This window comes from Amycolatopsis sp. lyj-346 (assembly GCF_046548975.1).
Lineage (GTDB): Bacteria > Actinomycetota > Actinomycetes > Mycobacteriales > Pseudonocardiaceae > Amycolatopsis.
Window position 1 is genome coordinate 583,833 of the sequence record NZ_JAJPWT010000001.1, and the last position, 18,458, is coordinate 602,290.

Consider the following 18,458-nt stretch of genomic DNA (forward strand, 5'->3'; position numbering starts at 1 on the left):
ACTTCAAGAGCCCTTCAGGTCAAGCGGACGTGCAGCGTCGAGGCGAACAGGACGTGGAACATCCGCCGGCCATCCGCAAACGGTGACCACCACCGGGGGTCCGGGGGCGAAGCCCTCCGGGCGGGGCCTGGGGGTTGCACCCCCGGAAAACACAGCGAGCGAGGTACGTCGACGCTTTCCGTCGACGTACCTCGCTCACTCGCGAGCGGTGGCGGTGGGATTTGAACCCACGGACGGGGATTAGCCGTCACACGATTTCGAGTCGTGCTCCTTCGGCCGCTCGGACACGCCACCGCCGAGAACAATACCGGAGCGTCTGCCTGAGTCTTACCTGGGGTCGGCCGGCCGGCCGCCACGCAGCCTGACCTGCGCTTCGCGGACCGCGCGTCGCGCACGGAGGCGTACGTCGGACGCCGTTGAACGCAGCTGAGCCGACCTCCGCTGGGCGCGGCCCGACGCCTCCAGACGGCGGTTGCCGGTCGCCGTGCCGGCCTTCTCGCGAGCGCTGCCCACTGCCTGCTGGATCCGGTGCTTCATCGTCATACCGGAGGAGTACCCAAAAATCAGCGACGCATCGCGAAGTACGTCTCCAGGAGCCCGGCGCACTCGTCCACCAGGACGCCGCCGTGGACCTCCGGGCGGTGGTTGAGCCTCCGGTCGCGCACGACGTCCCACAACGACCCCACCGCGCCCGTCTTGGGCTCCCACGCCCCGAACACCAGCCGCGAGATCCGGGCCAGCACCAGCGCGCCCGCGCACATCGTGCACGGCTCCAGCGTCACCGCCAGCGTGCAGCCCTCCAGCCGCCAGCCGTCGCCGACCACGGCCGCCGCCGCGCGCAGGGCCAGGATCTCCGCGTGCGCCGTGGGGTCGCCGAGCTCGGTGCGCGCGTTGCGGGCCGCGGCCAGCGGGACGCCGTCGGGGCCGAACACCACGGCCCCGATCGGCACGTCCGCGCCGGGGGCCCGCGCCGCTTCCAGCGCGGCCTCCACGGCCTCGGTGTCGGACGGGCGTCTCAGAGCTCGTCCAGGAGCTTGGCGAACTCGCTGCCGAACCCGCAGCGCTGCGCGACCATCTGCAGCTGCTCGTCCGGGTAGAGGTCGACCTCGCCGATGATGACCTCCAGCTCCGGCGAGGGCAGCCCGAGGTCCGCGAGGATCTCCAGGTCGCCCTCGGGCCAGACGGAGTCGTCCTCCTCGTCCGGCGGGTCGACGCGCAGGACGTCGAGGACGTCCGCCGCGATGTCGTAGTCCAGCGCCGCCGCCGCGTCCGAGAGCAGCAACGACGGCCCACGGGGGCTCGGTCGCACGATGACGAAGAACTCGTCGTCGACCGCCAGCAGCCCGAAGCTCGCGCCGGTGGAACGTAGTTTGCCCAGTTCAGTGATCGCTGCGGCCAGCTCGGTCAGCGCCCCCGGGTCGAGCGCACTGCACCGCCACCGACCGTCTTCCCGGACCACGGCTACCGCGAAGCCCGTGACCGGCTCATCCACCGCCATGCGCACACCGTATTCCGCCGGTCGGTCCGGCGCACGCACGGTGCGCCCGAAGCGCCGTATGCGGCACTATCGGGACCATGACCGGCCCCACTGACCTGCCCACCCTGCCCGGCACGCCGTTCGCCGGGCTCCTCGACGACGCACGGGCGCTGCAGGACCGCACGGTCGCGCTCCGGCGCGTCGTGCACCGCCACCCGGAACAGGGCCTCCAGCTGCCGCGCACCCAGGCGGCGATCCGCGAAGCCCTCGACGGCCTGCCGCTGGAGATCACCGAGGGCAAGGCCACGACATCGCTGACGGCCGTCCTGCGCGGCGCCCGGCCCGGCCCGGCGGTGCTGCTGCGCGGCGACATGGACGCGCTGCCGCTGACCGAGGAGACCGGCCTCGACTTCGCGTCGGAGGACCCGGAGTCGATGCACGCGTGCGGGCACGACACCCACGTGGCGATGCTCGCTTCGGCGGCGCGGCTGCTCGCGGAGCGCCGGGACCAGCTGGCCGGGTCGGTCGTGTTCATGTTCCAGCCGGGTGAGGAGGGTCACCACGGCGCCCGGTTCATGATCCACGAGGGCGTGCTCGACGCGGCGGGCACGCGGGTCGAACGCGCGTTCGGCGTGCACATCCTCGCCAACGCGCCCAGCGGGCTGCTGCAGGTGCGGCCCGGCCCGCTGATGGCGTCGGCGGACTCGTTCCACGTGCGCGTCACCGGCAAGGGCGGCCACGGCTCGGCGCCGCAGCACACGATCGACCCGGTGCCTGCCGCCGCGGCGATGGTCGGGGCGCTGCACACGATGATCACGCGCCGGGTCAGCGTGTTCGACCCCGCGGTGCTCTCGGTGACCCGGATCCAGGCCGGCACGACGACGAACATCATCCCGGAGACCGCCGAGCTCGAGGGCACCATCCGCACGCTGTCGGAGCAGACGCGCGCGCTGGTCCGCGCCGAGCTGCCCAAGGTGTGCGAGCAGGTCGGCGCCGCCTACGGCTGCCGCGTGGTCGCCGACGTCGAGCCGGGTTACCCGGTGACGGTGAACGACGACCGGATCGCCGCCGAGGTGCTGGAGCTGGGCGCGGCCGTGCTCGGTCCGGACAACGTCGAGCTGCTCCCCGACCCGCTGATGGGCGCCGAGGACTTTTCCTACGTCCTGCAACGCGTCCCCGGCGCCTACGCGTTCCTCGGCGCGTGCCCGCCCGGCGTCGACCCCGCCGAAGCGGCGGCGAACCACTCCAACCGCGTGCTCTTCGACGAGGACGCGATGCCCCACGGCGTCGCGATGCTCGCCGCCTTCGCGCTCGACGCCCTGCGTCAGGGCCCGGTCCGCGACGGGCGGCCGTCCTCCAGGTGACCGGCGAAGCGGCGGCGCCACGCGAGCGTCTCGAACGTGACGTCGTACCAGCCGTTGCTCGTCGGTACCGGGAAGTCGTGCGCGCCGCCCGGCGGGAGGGTGACGTCGTTCAGCGTGACCGGTGACGTCCCGCTGTTGGTCACCGTGACCCGCAGCGCGGGCGTGCCGGCGAAGGTGACGGCCGCTTCGAGGCCGAGGCCGCCCGAAGCCTCGACGAGGAAGCCGTTCGGGCCGTGGATGGCGACGTCGTAGGTCCCGCCGTGCGCGGCTTCGCCCGTCAGCGACCCGCCGGGGCCGACGTCGAAGCGTTGCGACGTCCCGCCCGCGTGGTAGGCGTACGCGGCGAGCTGCAGCGCCTGCGTCCCGTGGTTGGCCAGGTGCAGTTTCAGGACGTTCGCCTCGGCCTGGACCCAGGCGACCGGCTGGTACGGCAGCGGGCGCGCCTTCGCCGTCCCGGGCTCCTGGACCAGCGCGGCCGGCCCGAGGCCGGGCTTCGGGAGCCGTTTCTGCGTCCGGTCGGCTTCGGCGCGCAGCGCGTCCGCGTCGGGCAGCAGCGGGATGGTCGTGTCGGGCGTCCGGAAGTCGAAACAGCTGGTCAGGTCGCCGCAGATGGCCCGCCGCCAGGCCGAGATGTTCGGCTCACGCACGCCGGTCCAGGTCTCCAGGAAGCGCAGAACCGACGTGTGGTCGAAGACCTGCGAGTTCACCCAGCCGCCGCGGCTCCACGGTGAAACGACGGTCATCGGCACGCGCGGGCCCAGCCCGATCGGGACGGGCGGACCGGACGGCTCGCCCTTCTCCGGCCGGTTGCCCGGCAGGAACTCGCCGGGGGTGCCGGGCGGCGGGGCCGGCGGGAGGACGTGGTCGAAGAAGCCGTCGTTTTCGTCGTAGTTGATGAAGACAACCGTCGATTCCCACAGTTCCGGCTTGTCCCACAACGCTTTCAGCATGCGCTGGATGTAGGCGGCGCCGTCGACCGGCCGCGCCGCCGGGTGCTCGCAGTAGCCGTACGGGGCCACCACCCACGACACCGCGGGCAGTGTCCCGGCCGCGCAGTCGGCGAGGAACTCGGCCAGCACGTGGTCGAGGTCCTTCCCCTTCCCCGAGTCCGGCTTGAGCTTCTTGCGGAGGTTCCCGCGTTCGGCCAGCCGCCGCTCCACCGGGTCGGTCGAGTGCAGTGCGTCGTGGAAGTTCTGGAACAGCCAGAGCGGGTTGTCGCCGTAGTCGCCGACGAAGTGCTCGGGGACGCCGCGCTCTTCGTCGTTCGCGTAGATCCGCCACGAGACGCCCGCGGCCTCCAGCCGCTCCGGGTACGTCGTCCAGCGGAACGACGGTTCGTAGTCCGGCGCGTTGCGCGTGACCGGGCCGCCGGCGACGCCGCCGGGGTCGATCGTGCCGGTCCAGTGGTACAGCCGGTTCGGGTGCGTCGGGCCCTGCAGTGAGCAGAAGTAGTGGTCGCAGAGGGTGAACGCGCTCGCCAGCGCGTGCTGGAACGGGAGGTCTTCGCGCGTGAAGTACCCCATCGTCATCGGGCTCTTGGCCGCGATCCAGCGGTCGTAGCCGCCGCCGTTCCACGCGCGGTGCGTGCTGTTCCAGTCGTGCGGCAGCTCGCCGAGGTCCTGTCCGTCCACAACGGACGTGTCGATCCGGAACGGCAGCACCGGGCCGCCTTGGTCGCCCCGCTGGTGGAAGACGTCACGCAGGGCCGCGCGGTCGCCGAAGCCGCGGACGCCGGCCATGGTGCCGTAGTAGTGGTCGAACGACCGGTTCTCCTGCATCAGCACGACGACGTGGCGGACGTCTTCGATCGTGCCCTTCCGCGGTGCTGGGGCGCAGGCAACGGGCAGCGCGGTGACCGTGGCCGCGGCCGCGCCGCCGAGCACCGTGCGCCGACGGATCCGGCCCATGCCCCACCTCCTCGCCTGTTGTACGGACGCCGTGGCCATCCAGTTCACCACTGGTCATTACACAACAGTGTTGATTTAATGGGTCCATGACCGAAGCCGACCGCCTTGCCCAGCTCGCCGAGCAGGAGGAACGCCTCCAGTTCACGAAGTTCGACAACGAGACCGCCCTCGCCCTCGGGCAGCAGCTGCTGACGGCCGCCCGGGAACGCGGGCTCCCGGTGACGATCTCGATCCGGCGCAACGGCCAGCGGCTCTTCCACGCGGCGCTGCCCGGGACATCGGCCGACAACGACGCCTGGATCGACCGCAAGAGCCGCGTCGTCGACCGCTACGGCCACAGCTCCTTCTTCGTGGGCACGCAGTTCCGCGCAAAGGGCGGCTCGTTCGAGGAGCACTCCCGCCTCGACCTGGACACCTACGCGGCCCACGGCGGCGTCTTCCCGGTGCTGGTGCGCGGCGTCGGACCGGTCGGCACGGTCGGCGTGTCCGGGCTCCCGCAGGCCGAGGACCACGCGTTCGTCGTCGAGCAGCTGGAACTCTTCCTGGCTTGAGGTGCGATCCGGGGCGACCCCGGGCGGCGGGGAGTGCCCACGCCGCACCGACGACCAAGCGGCCGGAAAAGAACTGGCGGTGAGCACCTCGCCTGCTACCGTCGATCCCGTGAAGTGCGCTGTTTCCACGACGACGCCGGAGAGTGTCCCGGCGCGCTGAACGATGTCTCAAGCCCGGGGCGGTTGCCCCGGGCTTCGTCTTGTGGTCACCCGCCTCGCCGTTTCCGAGGAGTCCACAATGCACGACCACCGCAAGCTCGGCCGCGAACTCGGCCTGTTCGACACCGACCCGCTCATCGGCGCGGGCCTGCCGTACTGGCTTCCCGACGGCGCGATCGTCCGGCACAGCCTGGAGGAGTACGTCCGCGGCCTCGAACGGCGCGCCGGCTACCGGCACGTTCATTCGCCGGTGCTCGGCAAGCGGGAGCTGTACGAGATTTCCGGGCACTGGTCGCACTTCCGCGACGACATGTACCCGCCCATGGACGTCGGCGGCGAGCAGCTCGTACTGCGGCCGAGCCTGTGCCCGCACCACGCGCTGATCTACCGTTCGCGCGGCCGCAGCTACCGCGAACTGCCCTTGCGCATCGCCGAGCTCGGCGGGATGTACCGCGCCGAACTGTCGGGCGTGCTCGGCGGGCTGAGCCGCGTGCGCGCGATCCAGCTGAACGACGCGCACGTCTTCTGCACCCTCGACCAGGCGGAAGACGAGGCCGTCGCCGCGTTGGCGATGATCCGGCAGGCCTACGACACCCTCGGCATCAGCCCGGTGCGCTACCGGCTTTCCCTCGCCGGCGCCGGCGGGAAGTACGTGGCCGTGGCTGGGGGCCGCGCTGCGGACATCCTGCGTTCGGCCCTCGACCGCAGCGGGCTCGCGTACGACGCCGTCGAGGGCGAAGCCGCCTTCTACGGCCCCAAGATCGACGTCCAGATCGCCGACGGCGCGGGCCGGGAATCGACCCTTTCCACCGTCCAGGTCGATTTCCACCAGCCCGAACAGTTCGGTCTCGAGTACGTCGGCGCGGACTCGGCGAAACACCGGCCGGTCATGGTGCACCGCAGCATCATCGGCAGCGTGGAACGCGCGGTGGCGCAGCTCGTCGAAGTCCACGGCGGCGCGTTCCCGGCTTGGCTGGCACCGGTTCAGCTGCGGCTGCTGCCGGTGTCCGAGGCGGAACTGCCTTACGCACAGGAGATTCTCGACCGTTGCGAACACCTGCGCGCGGAAATCGCCTTGCCGGGCAGCCTCGGCGCGCGGATCCGCGACGGGCGCCTGGTGCCGTACCAAGCCGTGATCGGGCCACAGGAAGCCGCCGCGGGGCAGCTTTCCGTGCGGCTGCGCGACGGACGCCGTCTCGACGCGCAGCCGGCGGAGGCCGCTTTGGCGTCGATCGAGGAGGCGGTCAAGCCGTAGCCGCGGTCAGCCAGTCGAGCGCGGGCGTCAGGCTTTCCGGGGCCGCCCAGCCGTTGATCACCGCGAGCAGTTCCAGATAGCGCTCACGGCGGGGATCGTTGACGGTGCCGAGCCATTCCCGCAGCTCGGCGGGAGGGCGTCCGAGGCCGTCGACGATCGCCGCGGCTTGCGGCGAATCCGGAGCCACTCCGGCTTCGAGGGCCGGCGTGACGGCGTCGCGGACCTCGGCGGCCAGGCCGCGACGCAGGCCTTCATGCCGATCCACGAGCCGGCGCAGGATGGCGCGGAACTCCGCGTCCTGGGCCAGCCCGGCCAGTTCGATCCAGGCGTCGATCTGGGCCGGACTGGGATTTTCGGGTAGTTCGGGGGTCAGCGTGCGGGCGACGCCGGCGAGTTCGGGTCGGTCGCCCAGCGCATCGGCGAGGAAGTCGTCCACCAGACGACGGCGTTCCACTTCGGACAGTCGGGCCAGGTCGTGCATGAGACTCGTCTCCTCGGGGGTCGAACCGCGCCGGGCCACGGCCGTGAGCACCGCGCGACGCAGCCGCAGCACGCGGATTTCCAGTTCCAGAGCCTCGGCGTGCCTCGCCGCGACGTCGGCGACGGTGGTTTCGCCGTCGATGATCCGGCGGATCGCGGCGAGGCCCACGCCCAGGTCGCGGAGGGTGCGGATGAGGTCGAGCCGGGCGGCCGCGGCGTCGTCGTACCGGCGGTGACCTGCGGTGTTGCGCCCGGACGGTGGCACCAGGCCGCGGTCGGAGTAGAAGCGGACGGCCTTGATCGTCAGTCCGGTGCGCCGGGCCAGGTCGCCGATCGAGTACCGCATGACCTCAGCCTGGCACCTCCCCCCGGGGGAGCGGCAAGCCTGGTTTCACCCCATCGTGTCGATCACACGTTCGACAGTTGGCGGTAAAGTCGATCGCATGAGCGAAGGCCCGCCCCTCAGGTCTCCTCCCGGATCCGGGTGACCAGCTGGGTCGGGTTCACGAACCGCAGCGCGACGAGAAGGAGCACGAGCATGGACCCGGTGTAGATGGTCGCCATGGCGTCGACCGACTGGTTGGCGCGGATACCGGCGGCGAACACGGAGTTGTAGAGCGCCACCACGAGGGTCGTCGAGTCCGGGCCGGCGGTGAGGAACGTCAGCTCGAACATGCCGACCGTGCGCACCAGCACCAGGATCGACGCGGCCAGGATGCCCGGCAGCAGCAGCGGGCCGAGGATGCGGGTGAACACCGAGACGGTCCGCGCGCCGGACATGCGGGCCGCGGCCTCGATCTTCGGGTCGATCTGCTCGATGAACGGCGTCATCGTCAGCACGACGAACGGCACCGAAGGCACGAGGTTGGCCAGGATGACGCCGGTGATCGTGCCGGCCAGGTGGAACTTGTACAGCACGGTGGCCAGCGGGATGCCGTAGGTGATGGGAGGGATCAGGATCGGCAGCACGAACAGCAGCATCACCAGGCGCTTGCCGGGGAACGAGCGGCGGGCCAGCGCATAGGCGGCCGGGACGCCGACCGCCACCGACACGGCGATCACCACGAGCGCGACGACCGCCGTCGTGAGGAGGACGTCCGACAGGCCGAACTCGCGCCAGGCGTCGGCGTACCAGTGGGTGGTGAAGCCGTCCGGGAGCCAGGTGCCGAACCACTGCGTGCCGAACGAGTCGACGACCACCGAGAGCACCACGCCCGCGAGGTTGACGAAGAAGAACACGACGACGGCCCAGACGACCCAACGTCCAGGACGCGCGACCCAACCGGTCATCCCTTGCCTCCGGTCGCTCCGCGGTACAGAGTGCCGCGCCACGCCATGACCAGGCCGATCACGATCAGCATGATCACCGCCATCAGCATCGCGACGGCCGAGCCCATCGAGTAGTCGTACTCCTCGAACGCGGCGTGGTAGGCGGCGATCGAGATGACGCGGGTCTCGTTCGCGGGGTCGCCGACGAGCTGGGCCGAGGGGAACACCGAGAAGGCCATGACGAACGAAAGGCAGAAGGTGATCGCCAGGCCGGGCGCCAGCAGGGGCAGCGTGATGCGCCGGAAGCGCTGGACGCCGTCGGCGCCGAGCGTCGCGGCCGCCTTCTCCAGGGAGGGGTCGATGCCCGAGAGGTAGGACAACGTCAGCAGGAAGGAGAACGGGAAGCCGGTGATCACCAGCGACAGCAGCACGCCGGTGTAGTTGTGGATCAGCGGGAGCGGCTCGTCGGTGATACCGAGGACGGTGAGCACCTTGTTCAGCCAGCCCGCCGGTCCGCCGTACATGATCAGGCCCTGCGCGGTGAGCACCGTGCCGAGCGTGATCGGCACGACCAGGATCGTCGTCAGGAGCCGTTTACCGCGGACGCGGCCGCGCATCACGTAGGCGATCGGGATGCTGGCGAGCACGTTGATGAAGGTCGCGGGCAGCGCGATGCCCAGCGTCGTCCAGATGGTGTTGCGCAGGTACGGGTCGCCGAAGAACCGTGCGTAGTTCGCGAAGAGGCCGCCCTGGCGCGGCGCGAACGACAGTTGGAGGCCGTAGAGGAAGGGGTACAGGAAGAGACAGGCCGTCACCAGCAGGCCAGGCACCAGGAGCAGCAGCGTGCGATCGATGCCGCGTTCGGCCAGGCGGTGCCGCAGTGCGGGGCGAGCCGTCGCCACGGCGGTCATGGCGCGAACACCAGGACCCGCTCGGCCGGGACGCCGATCTTCACGGTGTCGCCCGGGGCGAGGCGCTTGTCCGTCCGGAAGTAGACCGGCAGCCCGGTCCCCAGCCGGGCCGAGACCGACAGCTCGCGGCCGTGGTACTCGACGATCTCGACCGCCACGTCGAGGGCGTTCTCCGTTCCGTCGCCGACGACGAAGTCCTCCGGGCGGATCGCCACCTTCGCCGGGCCCTCGGTGAGCGAGCCGCGGTTGGCGCCGGTCAGGCGGATGCCGTCGCCCTCGACGGTGGCCGAGGAGCCCGCGGTGACCGTGACCGTCAAGTCCAGGAGGTTGCGGTAGCCCATGAAGGACGCGACGTAGCTGTTCACCGGCTGGGCGTAGACCTCCTCGGGCGTGCCCACCTGCTGGACGGCGCCCTCGCGCAGCACCACCAGGCGGTCGGCCAGTGACAGCGCCTCCTCCTGGTCGTGGGTGACGTACACCGTGGTCAGGCCGAGCGTCTGGTGGAGGCGGCGGATCTCCATCCGCATCTCCAGCCGGAGCTTGGCGTCCAAATTGGACAACGGCTCGTCCATCAGCACGACCGGGGGCGCCAGCACCACGGCGCGGGCGATGGCGACGCGCTGCTGCTGTCCGCCGGACAGCTGCGCGGGGAACTTCGCCGCGTGCTCGGTCAGCTGCACCAGGCGGAGCGCTTCGTCGACGCGCCGGCGGGCCTCGGCGCGGCCGACCTTGCGCATCTTGAGGCCGAACCCGACGTTGGCGCGGACGGACATGTGCGGGAACAGCGCGTAGTTCTGGAAGACCATCCCGAACCCGCGCTGCTCCGGCGGCCGCCCGTCGATGCGGGTGTCGTCGAGCCAGACGCTGCCCGCGGTCAGGGGCAGCAGGCCGGCCAGGCAGTTCAACGCCGTCGACTTGCCGCAGCCGGACGGGCCGAGCAGGGCCACGAACTCACCGCGGGCGATCGTGAGGTCGAGGCCGCGCAGGGCGTTCGCGGTGCCGAAGCTGCGCGAGACGCCGTCCAGGCGCAGCTGCCCGAACGTCACTTCTTGCCGACCTTCGAGCCGCCGACCAGCTGGTTCCACTTGTCGAACGCCTTGACCTGCTGCTCGCTGGGCAGCGACGTCTCCTTGGGGTACTGCGCGATCCACTGGTCGTACTCCGGGCGCCCGAACTGCCGGAGAGTGTCCTGGCTCTTCTGGGGCGCCATCTGCAGGGTGACGTCCTTGACCGCGGGGCCGGGGTAGAAATAGCCGTCGTCGTAGGCGATCGCCTGCTGGTCCGGCTTGAGCATCCACGCGATCAGCTGCAGGATCGCCGACTCCTGGTCGGGCGAAAGCCCCTTGGGCATCAGGACGTACTGGGCGTCGGTGACCCAGTGCATCGGCTGCATGATCGCCGTCTTGACCGTGTTGGGCACGGTGCCGAGCTTGCGCGGGTTGATGTCCCAGCCGGTGGTCGACATGACCATGTCCACCGAACCGGACGCGAGGTTCTTCATCGTCTCCGTGGTGCCCGAGGGGTAGTACTTCACGTACTTGCCGAGCTCCTGCAGGAACGCCCAGGTCTTGTCCCAGCCCCTGTCCGGGTCCTTCGGGTCCTTGTCGCCGAGCAGGTACGGCAGGCCCATCAGGAACGTCCGGCCCGGGCCGGAGTTCGACGGCTGCGCGTACTGGAACTTCTCCGGGTGCGCCTTCGCCCAGTCGAGCAGGTCCTCCGGGGACGCCGGGGCGGCGGGCACCGCGCCGGGGTTGAACTCCAGGAGCGGGCCCGACGGGTAGTAGACGACCTCGATACCGTAGCCGTTGGCCAGCTCCTGCATCTTGGCCGCGGGCTCGAGGTAGTTCTGCATCAGGTTCGGGAACCGGCTCGAAAAGTCCGGAAGGATCTTCGCCAGGGTGCCGTTCGCGATGCCGGCGGAGAGGCCGTCGGTGCCGCTCAGGACCAGGTGGGTCTGGGCGACGCCGCCGTCCTGCTCGGCCTTCAGCTTGCCGGCCATGCTCGGCGCGGGCGCCGTCGAATAAGTGACCTTCGAGAGCACTTCCGGGTGCGCGGCCTTGAAGTTCTCGATCATCTGCTTGGTCAGCTGCAGGTTGCCCGCGACGTCGAGGATGTTCAGCTCGACCGGCTTGCTCGGTTTGTCCGGCACGGCCTGGGGATCCGCCGCTTGGCCGCCGTCGCCGCCGGGCGCGCCGCAGGCCGCCAGACCGGCGGCGAGGCTCACCGCCAGCAACACTCGTCGGAATCGGAAGCCGGTGCAACGCTGCATGGCTGCTCCCTAGGTCCGTGATAATGTTGTATGTCGCATCGTATATCAGATCGGACATGCCAGTGGCGAGCACTTCGCCGGCCAGGAGGCCGCCGCCGCCCGTCTCACGGACGGATTTCGTCCGGGACGCGATCAAGGAAGCGATCTTGAGCGGCGAGTTCGGGCCGGGCGAAACGCTCGTCGAAGCCGAGGTCGGCGCCCTGCTCGGGGTGTCGAAGACGCCGGTGCGCGAGGCACTGCGCACCCTGGCCGGTTCCGGTTTGGTCACGATGAGCACGTACAAGGGGGCCGCGGTCCGTGTCATGGACGCCGAGAGCGCGTACGCGGTCTACGACCTGCGCGCGCTGCTGGAGCCGGAAGCCGTCCGGCGGGCCGTCGAGCGGGGTGCCGGCTTCGAGGCAGCGCGGCAGGCGCTGGCCGGGGTCGAGACCGGCGCGGCGGCCGGCGACCGCGCGAAGGCCAGCCTGGCCAACCGGCTGTTCCACCGCGCGCTCTACGCCGGGTGCGGGAACCCGCTGCTGGTCGAGGTCCTCGACGGGCTGCGTGACCGGGCCGCGCTGATCACCGTCACCGGCTGGGACATCAGCCCCACCTGGCAGGGCGAGGCCGCCGAACACCGGGCGATCCTGAACGCCGCCGAGAGCGGCAACGCCCGGCAGACCGAACACCTGCTGCGCAAGCACATCACCGATTTCATCGACCGGGTCGCCCTCGGGCTGCCCGGCGAACGCACCACCGAGACCGGCGATCCGAAGGGGGCCCGATGACGTTCGAGGAGCAGAGGCGGCGACTGTCCGGGGTGGTGGCCATCCCGGTCACGCCGTTCGACACCGGTGGCGCCGTCGACGACAAGACGTACGCGAAGCTGGTGGACCGGCTGATCACCGGCGGCATCGAGGTCGTGACGCCGAATGGCAACACCGGCGAGTTCTACGCGCTCGACGCGAGCGAAGCCCGGCAGTGCCTGGAGGTCACCGTCGAGGCCGCGGCCGGCCGGGCGAGCGTGCTCGCCGGGATCGGGCACGACGTCGCTTCGGCGACGCGGGCCGCGGTCCACGCCCGGGACGCCGGCGCGGACATGATCATGATCCACCAGCCGGTGCACCCGTACATCTCCGGCGGCGGCTGGGTCGACTACCACGCGGCGATCGCCGCGGCCGTGCCGGAACTCGGCGTCGTGCTCTACGTCCGCAACCCGGCGATCGCCGGCGAGCAGCTGCGCGCGCTCGGCGAAGTGGCACCGAACGTCATCGGCGTGAAGTACGCGGTGCCGGACCCGGTGCGGTTCGGCTCGGTCGCCCGTGACGCGGGCTTCGACCGGTTCGTGTGGATCGCGGGACTGGCGGAGCTCTCGGCACCCGGCTACTTCGCCGTCGGCGCCACCGGTTTCACGTCCGGCCTGGTGAACGTCGAGCCGGCGATCTCGCTGGAGATGTTCCACGCACTGTCCACAGCGGACTACCCGGCGGCGATGACCGTCTGGGAGCGGATCCGGCCGTTCGAGGAACTCCGCGCCGCCAACGGCAACGCCAACAACGTCAGCGTGGTCAAGGACGCCCTCGGCCAGCTCGGCCTGTGCCGCCCCGACGTCCGGCCCCCGAGCCGGCTGCTCACCGGCGCCGAACGGGAACGGCTTTCCGGGCTGCTGTCTTCGTGGGGCCTGACATGAATGGCGGCTCGTCGGCGGGTCGGGGGGCGGCGACAGTGCCGAACCCCGGCTCGTCGACGAGCCGCCGATGACAAGAGCCCGCCGGACGCGAACCTCGCTGTAGCAGCCCTATCGGGCGCCCCGGGCGTCGCGTTGCGACTGCGGGCGGCTGCTCGCCGGCCATCAGGCCGGCACGGCTGCGAGACGAACGAGTTCGGAACCCGGATCCAGCTCCTGTTCCCCGGCCGGGTGAACGGCCGGAAGGCCTCGGGTGTGCGGTAGGTCACCGTCATCCCGATGTGGTCGACTGTACACCTCTTCGGTGATCCAGAGGGAATTGCCATCGAGGGCGGCAGGTGAGAGGCTTGGAGGCAGGACGCGGTACCACCGCGACCAGGCCCCAGTGCCCTTTCCCGAACCGGACCCAGACCCCGTCAGGGCTGGAAACCGTTGCTGGACAAGCCTTTACGACTTACCCAGAGCGGTGCGTTGATGACTTCCACGCAAATTTCGGATACTCCCGCGGCGCCCGGCACTGATTTCGCCGAGCTGTCGCGGATGATCAAGGAAGCGGGCCTCCTGCGGCGGCGTCGTCGCTACTACGTGGCGCGGATCGGGCTCAACCTCGCCGCGTTCGGCGGCGGCTGGGTCGCCTTCGTCTACCTCGGCGACTCGTGGTGGCAGCTGTTCCTGGCCGCGTTCTTCGCGATGGTGTTCGCGCAGCTGGCGTTCATCGGCCACGACGCCGGGCACAAGCAGATCTTCAGCAGCCGCAAGGCGAACGACGCGACCGGCCTCGTCCACGGTGGACTCACCGGGTTGAGCTACGGCTGGTGGATCGGCACGCACGCACGGCACCACGCCAATCCCAACAACGAAGACGAAGACCCGGACGTCGACATCGCCGCGCTCGCGTTCAGCAAGGCGCAGAGCTCGCAGAAGCGTGGTTTCCTGCGCTGGGTGGCGAAGTACCAGGCGTTCCTGTTCTTCCCGCTGCTCCTGCTCGAAGGCCTCAACCTGCACGTCTCGAGCGTGAAGGCGGTGTGGCGGAAGGACGTCCGGAAGCACAAGCTGGAATCCGCGCTGCTGATCGCGCACCTGGTGGCCTACCTCGCCGCGGTGTTCATCGTGCTGTCGCCGCTGACCGGGATCATCTTCGTCCTGGTGCACCAGTTCCTGTGGGGCCTGTACATGGGCTGTTCGTTCGCCCCCAACCACAAGGGCATGGAGATGCTGGCGGCCGGGCACAAGCTCGACTTCCTGCGCAAGCAGGTGCTGACCTCGCGCAACGTCCGCGGCGGCCGGGTCGTCGACTTCGCCCTCGGCGGGCTGAACTACCAGATCGAGCACCACCTGTTCCCGAGCATGCCGCGGCCGAACCTCAAGCACGCGCAGGTGATCGTCCGGGACTTCTGCGCCCGGCACGACATCTCCTACGCCCAGTGCGGCTGGGCCCGCTCGTACGGGTACGTGCTGCAGCACCTCCACGCGGTGGGCGAGCCCCTGCGGACGGCGAAGGTGACCGCATGACGTCCCCCTTGCCCGACACCGCGGAGACTGCCCGCAACGGCACGCAGTGCCCGAGCTGCCCGCACCCGCTCGGCACGCACGACACGATCGCCCGCCGCTACTGCGCCGCAACCACGGCGGGCACGACCACCGAGCGCGGCTGCGTGTGCGGGGCCGTGCCTCCCAAAACCCGCTGAGACCGGCCCAGGACGGCCGACGCCGAACCCGCGGTGCCGGGGAGAGCTGCCCGGGCCTACCCCGGCCACCGCTTTCACCAGCTCGGACGCACCCCGGCCGGATCGGCTGCAGCACCCCGGCCGACCTCCGACGGCCCGCCTTGGCCACCTCACCGACCCTCCGGCAGGACCTCCGGCAGCCCGAACCGAACACCGCCGGCGCGAACGTGGTCACCTCGGCCAGCTCACGCCGGTGCTGCTCGGTCAGTTCGGCGAACTCAGCTCCGCGCAGGTCAGCCCGGGTGTGGCCGAAGTTACTCGCGCGTTAACAAGGCGTCAGCGAGCACCCGGAAGCCGTCAGGACGGCATTCACGGGTGCGCTCCGGGCCCGCCCGTGGGGGTGTCCTGACGGGGTCCGATCCGCCGTGATGCCCCGGAGGCACCCGTGACGCTCAGCGAGCTTCTTCCCAGCCTCGGCTGCGAAGCCGCCGATCACCTCGAGCCAGGAGTCTGGCCGCGAAGCACCCGACTCGGCGAAGACGGCGAACTGCTCTTCGCCGGCGCGCCCGTCAGCCACCTCGCCGCCCGCTTCGGGACGCCGTCCTACCTCATCGACGAACAGCAGGTCCGCGACACCGCGCGCGAGTACCGCGAAGTCCTTCCGGACGTCGAAATCGCGTACGCCGGCAAGGCGCTCTGTACGCGGGCAGTACTGCGTTGGGTCGCCGAAGAGGGGTTGTCGCTCGACACCTGCTCCGCCGGCGAGATCGCCGTCGCGCGCTCGGTCGGCTTCCCCGCCGAACGCATTCTGCTGCACGGCAACGCGAAGACGCCCGAAGACCTGAAGGCCGCTCTCGGCTACGGCGTCCGGCGGATCGTCGTCGACTCGCTCGACGAGATCGAGCAGCTCGGCGCGCTCGCCCACGGCGCTCAGCAGGTCATGATCCGGGTGACGCCGGGCGTCGCGGCCGGCGCGCACGCCGCCATCAGCACCGGCGCCGAAGGCCAGAAGTTCGGCTTCTCGCTCCTCGACGGCGTTTCCGACAACGTCGATGCCGCCGTCGAAGCCGTGAAGAAGCAACCCGGGTTGCAGCTTCAGGGCCTGCACTGCCACATCGGCTCGCAGGTCTCGCGCGTCGACCGGTACGAGGCGGCCGCACGGCGGATGGCCGAGGTGCTGGTCCGGATCCGGGACACCCACGGCGTCACGCTGCGGGAGCTCGACCTCGGCGGCGGGCACGCGGTGCCGTACGTCGGCGGCGAGCCCGCGTTCGACCTCGGCGGCTATTCGCGGCGCCTGCGCGTGGCGCTCGCCTACGAATGCGCGGCGCACGGCTTCCCCCTGCCACGCCTGACGATCGAGCCCGGGCGGGCACTCGTCGGACCGGCCGGGATCACGGTGTACCGCGTGTGCGCGGTCAAGCGCGGCAGCCGCACGTTCGTCGCGGTCGACGGCGGCATGAGCGACAACGCGCGGCCGTCCCTCTACGGCGCGCGGTACACGACGCGCCTGGTCGGACGGCGGTCGACGGCGAAGCGCGTCCCGATGACCGTGGTCGGCAGGCACTGCGAAGCGGGCGACGTCCTCGCCGACGGCATCAGCCTGCCCGCCGACCTGCACGCCGGCGATCTCCTGGCCGTGCCGTGCACCGGCGCGTACCACCACTCGCTGGCGTCGAACTACAACCAGGTCGGCCGCCCGCCGCTGGTCGGCGTGCGCGGCGGCGTCGCGACGCTGCTGGTGCGCCGCGAGACCGAGGAGGACCTCAGCTGCCGCGATGTGGGCTGAGGATGCGGTCGCCACCGCGCGGCACGAACCCGCGCGGCAGGCGGCGGCCGGCGAAGAAGTCGCGGCAGGCCCGGTGGACGGCGAACATCAGCGGCACCCCGAGCACGATCGACACCACGCCGATCACCGCGACCCCGCCGATCCCGAACACCGTCGTCTCGCCCGCGTCCGGCCGCGCGTACTCGATCAGCGCGAACCCCAGCACGGCCAGGAAGAACACGCCGCCGGTGAACGGCAGCAGCCCGCGCAGCACGAAGTTGCGCACGCTCGCGAAGAGCGTCCGGCGGAACACCCAGACGCAGGCCAGCGCCGTCATCGTGTACTCGATGGCGATGGTCAGCCCCACCGCGTCGACCGAGTCCGCCAGCACGTTGTCGCTGATCAGCGCCAGCAGCACGTACGCGGCCAGCGAGACCAGCCCGAACGCCCAGGTCGCCACCGTCGGCGTCCGGAACCGCGGGTGCACGCGCCCGAAGACCCGCGGCAGGGCGCCGTGACTGGCCATCGACAACGTCGTGCGCGCCGCCGGCATGATCGTCGCCTGGCTGGTGGCCGCGCCGCTGGTCAGCACGGACACGATCAGCAGCACGCCCAGCACCTTGCCGCCTGCGCCGTCGCCGAACACCGCGCCACCCAGGCCGGCCAGGACGTCCTCGGAGCCGGCCTCGTTCGCCAGGCCGATCCCCTCGCTGCCGACCCCGGCGAAGGCCAGCGCGGCGACCGTCACGAGCAGGTAGTTCAGCACCAGCAACACCGTCGACAGCACGGCCGCGCGCCCCGGCGCGTGCCGCGGATCGGCCGTCTCCTCATTGACCGACAGCGAGCTTTCCCAGCCCCAGTAGATGAACACGGCCAGCAGCACCGCCGAGACCGCGGTGCCGGCGGAGACCCCGCCCGGCCACAGCCAGTCGAGCCGCGGCAGCGAGGCCTGCGGCCCGGCGGTGCCGTCGAAGACGCGGACGAGCGCGACGGCCGAGAAGAGCACCAGCACGGCGAGCTCCACGCCGAGCAGGATCCACTGCACCCGCGCGGACACCTCGATCCCGCGGTAGCAGAGCCAGCACAGCGCCAGCAGCCAGCCGGCCCCGATCGCCGTCGTCACCCACCGGTTGCCCGCCGCGTCGGACGCCCCGAACAGCAGCAGCGTGTACCGGCCGGTGAGCGCGGACTGGCTGCTCATCACCAGCAGCTGGGCGACCGTGACGACCCAGCCGGTGAACCACCCGGCGTGCGGCCCGAACGCGCGGGCCGCCCACATGAAGTTGGTGCCGCAGTCGGGTTCCGCGGTGTTCAGCTCGCGGAAGGCGAAGGCGACGAACAGCACCGGCACGAACGAGAGCAGCACGAACGCGGCCGCCTTGAAGCCGGTGCCGGCCAGCACGATCAGCCCGAGCGTGGCCGCGATGGAGTACGCCGGCGCGGTCGACGACATGCCGATGACCATCGACGACACCATGCCCAGCGCGCCGCCGCGCAGTCCCTTCGCGGGAACGGCGGGGGCGGCGCCGAGCGCCACGACCTCCGACATTGCGCTGGTCCTCCTGGGGTTGGCGGTACGGGAAAGCCGCCAGACGGTACCTGTCACCACCCCGTCCACGGGTCCCGCTGTGCGCGGGCGCACAAACCGCCTCGGAAAGCCGCGTCGATTCCGCCTCTGACCACCGAATCCTCGGCTGAGCGCGGCGTGCACGTCG

At 70.9% G+C, this 18,458-nt stretch carries 17 protein-coding genes and 1 tRNA gene; 8 read left to right on the forward strand and 10 right to left on the reverse strand.

The window, feature by feature from the left end; translation table 11 throughout:
• Positions 1-206: 206 nt before the first annotated feature.
• The 3 genes from ACLJQE_RS02875 to ACLJQE_RS02885 form a co-directional block, all read right to left on the reverse strand.
• Positions 207-294 (reverse strand) — tRNA-Ser (locus tag ACLJQE_RS02875).
• A 269-nt stretch (positions 295-563) separates the two neighbouring features.
• Positions 564-992, reverse strand: a complete 429-nt coding sequence (locus ACLJQE_RS02880) for a nucleoside deaminase (RefSeq protein ID WP_410637337.1) — start codon at positions 990-992, stop codon at positions 564-566.
• Positions 993-1,015: 23 nt separating this feature from the next.
• A complete protein-coding gene (locus ACLJQE_RS02885; protein WP_410637338.1) occupies positions 1,016-1,498 on the reverse strand; it encodes a tRNA adenosine deaminase-associated protein in 483 nt (160 codons plus the stop codon).
• Between the two features lie 77 nt (positions 1,499-1,575).
• Between ACLJQE_RS02885 and ACLJQE_RS02890 the strand changes: the two genes are divergently transcribed.
• On the forward strand, positions 1,576-2,841 hold the full coding sequence (locus ACLJQE_RS02890) for a M20 metallopeptidase family protein (RefSeq protein WP_410637339.1): 1,266 nt from the start codon (positions 1,576-1,578) through the stop codon (positions 2,839-2,841).
• Here ACLJQE_RS02890 and ACLJQE_RS02895 read toward each other — a convergent pair.
• Complete coding sequence (locus ACLJQE_RS02895; RefSeq protein ID WP_410637340.1) at positions 2,802-4,748, reverse strand: phosphocholine-specific phospholipase C; 1,947 nt, start codon at positions 4,746-4,748, stop codon at positions 2,802-2,804. The two genes, ACLJQE_RS02890 and ACLJQE_RS02895, sit on opposite strands and share 40 nt — an antisense overlap.
• A gap of 86 nt (positions 4,749-4,834) precedes the next feature.
• Between ACLJQE_RS02895 and ACLJQE_RS02900 the strand changes: the two genes are divergently transcribed.
• Positions 4,835-5,299 carry a heme-degrading domain-containing protein gene (locus ACLJQE_RS02900; RefSeq protein WP_410637341.1) on the forward strand — a complete coding sequence of 155 codons (465 nt, stop codon included), beginning with the start codon at positions 4,835-4,837 and terminating at the stop codon, positions 5,297-5,299.
• A gap of 163 nt (positions 5,300-5,462) precedes the next feature.
• A complete protein-coding gene (gene thrS, locus ACLJQE_RS02905) occupies positions 5,463-6,713 on the forward strand; it encodes a threonine--tRNA ligase (protein ID WP_410637342.1) in 1,251 nt (416 codons plus the stop codon).
• On the opposite strand, the gene ACLJQE_RS02910 is transcribed toward thrS, so the two are convergent.
• From ACLJQE_RS02910 to ACLJQE_RS02930, 5 genes are all read right to left on the reverse strand, one after another.
• Positions 6,703-7,539: a MerR family transcriptional regulator gene (locus ACLJQE_RS02910; protein WP_410637343.1), complete on the reverse strand. Its 837-nt coding sequence runs from the start codon at positions 7,537-7,539 to the stop codon at positions 6,703-6,705. The two genes, thrS and ACLJQE_RS02910, sit on opposite strands and share 11 nt — an antisense overlap.
• Positions 7,540-7,655: 116 nt before the next feature.
• The gene (locus tag ACLJQE_RS02915; protein WP_410637344.1) at positions 7,656-8,483 is read right to left on the reverse strand and encodes an ABC transporter permease; all 828 of its coding nucleotides are present in this window, start codon (positions 8,481-8,483) and stop codon (positions 7,656-7,658) included.
• Positions 8,480-9,373, reverse strand: a complete 894-nt coding sequence (locus ACLJQE_RS02920) for an ABC transporter permease (RefSeq protein WP_410637345.1) — start codon at positions 9,371-9,373, stop codon at positions 8,480-8,482. Before ACLJQE_RS02920 ends, ACLJQE_RS02915 begins: the two co-directional genes overlap by 4 nt.
• Entirely contained in the window at positions 9,370-10,419 is a 1,050-nt protein-coding gene (locus tag ACLJQE_RS02925) for an ABC transporter ATP-binding protein (RefSeq protein ID WP_410637346.1), read from the reverse strand. The genes ACLJQE_RS02920 and ACLJQE_RS02925 overlap by 4 nt, the downstream gene beginning before the upstream one ends.
• On the reverse strand, positions 10,416-11,642 hold the full coding sequence (locus tag ACLJQE_RS02930; protein WP_410637347.1) for an ABC transporter substrate-binding protein: 1,227 nt from the start codon (positions 11,640-11,642) through the stop codon (positions 10,416-10,418). Before ACLJQE_RS02930 ends, ACLJQE_RS02925 begins: the two co-directional genes overlap by 4 nt.
• Positions 11,643-11,704: 62 nt before the next feature.
• Between ACLJQE_RS02930 and ACLJQE_RS02935 the strand changes: the two genes are divergently transcribed.
• The 5 genes from ACLJQE_RS02935 to lysA all read left to right on the forward strand — a co-directional run bounded on the left by ACLJQE_RS02935 (position 11,705) and on the right by lysA (position 16,764).
• On the forward strand, positions 11,705-12,409 hold the full coding sequence (locus ACLJQE_RS02935; RefSeq protein ID WP_410638294.1) for a GntR family transcriptional regulator: 705 nt from the start codon (positions 11,705-11,707) through the stop codon (positions 12,407-12,409).
• Positions 12,406-13,311, forward strand: a complete 906-nt coding sequence (locus ACLJQE_RS02940; RefSeq protein ID WP_410637348.1) for a dihydrodipicolinate synthase family protein — start codon at positions 12,406-12,408, stop codon at positions 13,309-13,311. Before ACLJQE_RS02935 ends, ACLJQE_RS02940 begins: the two co-directional genes overlap by 4 nt.
• A gap of 471 nt (positions 13,312-13,782) precedes the next feature.
• A complete protein-coding gene (locus ACLJQE_RS02945; protein ID WP_410637349.1) occupies positions 13,783-14,820 on the forward strand; it encodes a fatty acid desaturase family protein in 1,038 nt (345 codons plus the stop codon).
• The gene (locus ACLJQE_RS02950; protein WP_410637350.1) at positions 14,817-14,996 is read left to right on the forward strand and encodes an RGCVC family protein; all 180 of its coding nucleotides are present in this window, start codon (positions 14,817-14,819) and stop codon (positions 14,994-14,996) included. The genes ACLJQE_RS02945 and ACLJQE_RS02950 overlap by 4 nt, the downstream gene beginning before the upstream one ends.
• Positions 14,997-15,420: 424 nt before the next feature.
• Positions 15,421-16,764 (forward strand): diaminopimelate decarboxylase, encoded by a 1,344-nt coding sequence (gene lysA / locus ACLJQE_RS02955; protein ID WP_410637351.1) that lies wholly within the window; start codon positions 15,421-15,423, stop codon positions 16,762-16,764.
• Here the strand turns inward: lysA and ACLJQE_RS02960 are convergent.
• Entirely contained in the window at positions 16,742-18,292 is a 1,551-nt protein-coding gene (locus tag ACLJQE_RS02960; protein WP_410637352.1) for an APC family permease, read from the reverse strand. The genes lysA and ACLJQE_RS02960 overlap by 23 nt on opposite strands.
• Positions 18,293-18,458: the final 166 nt, after the last annotated feature.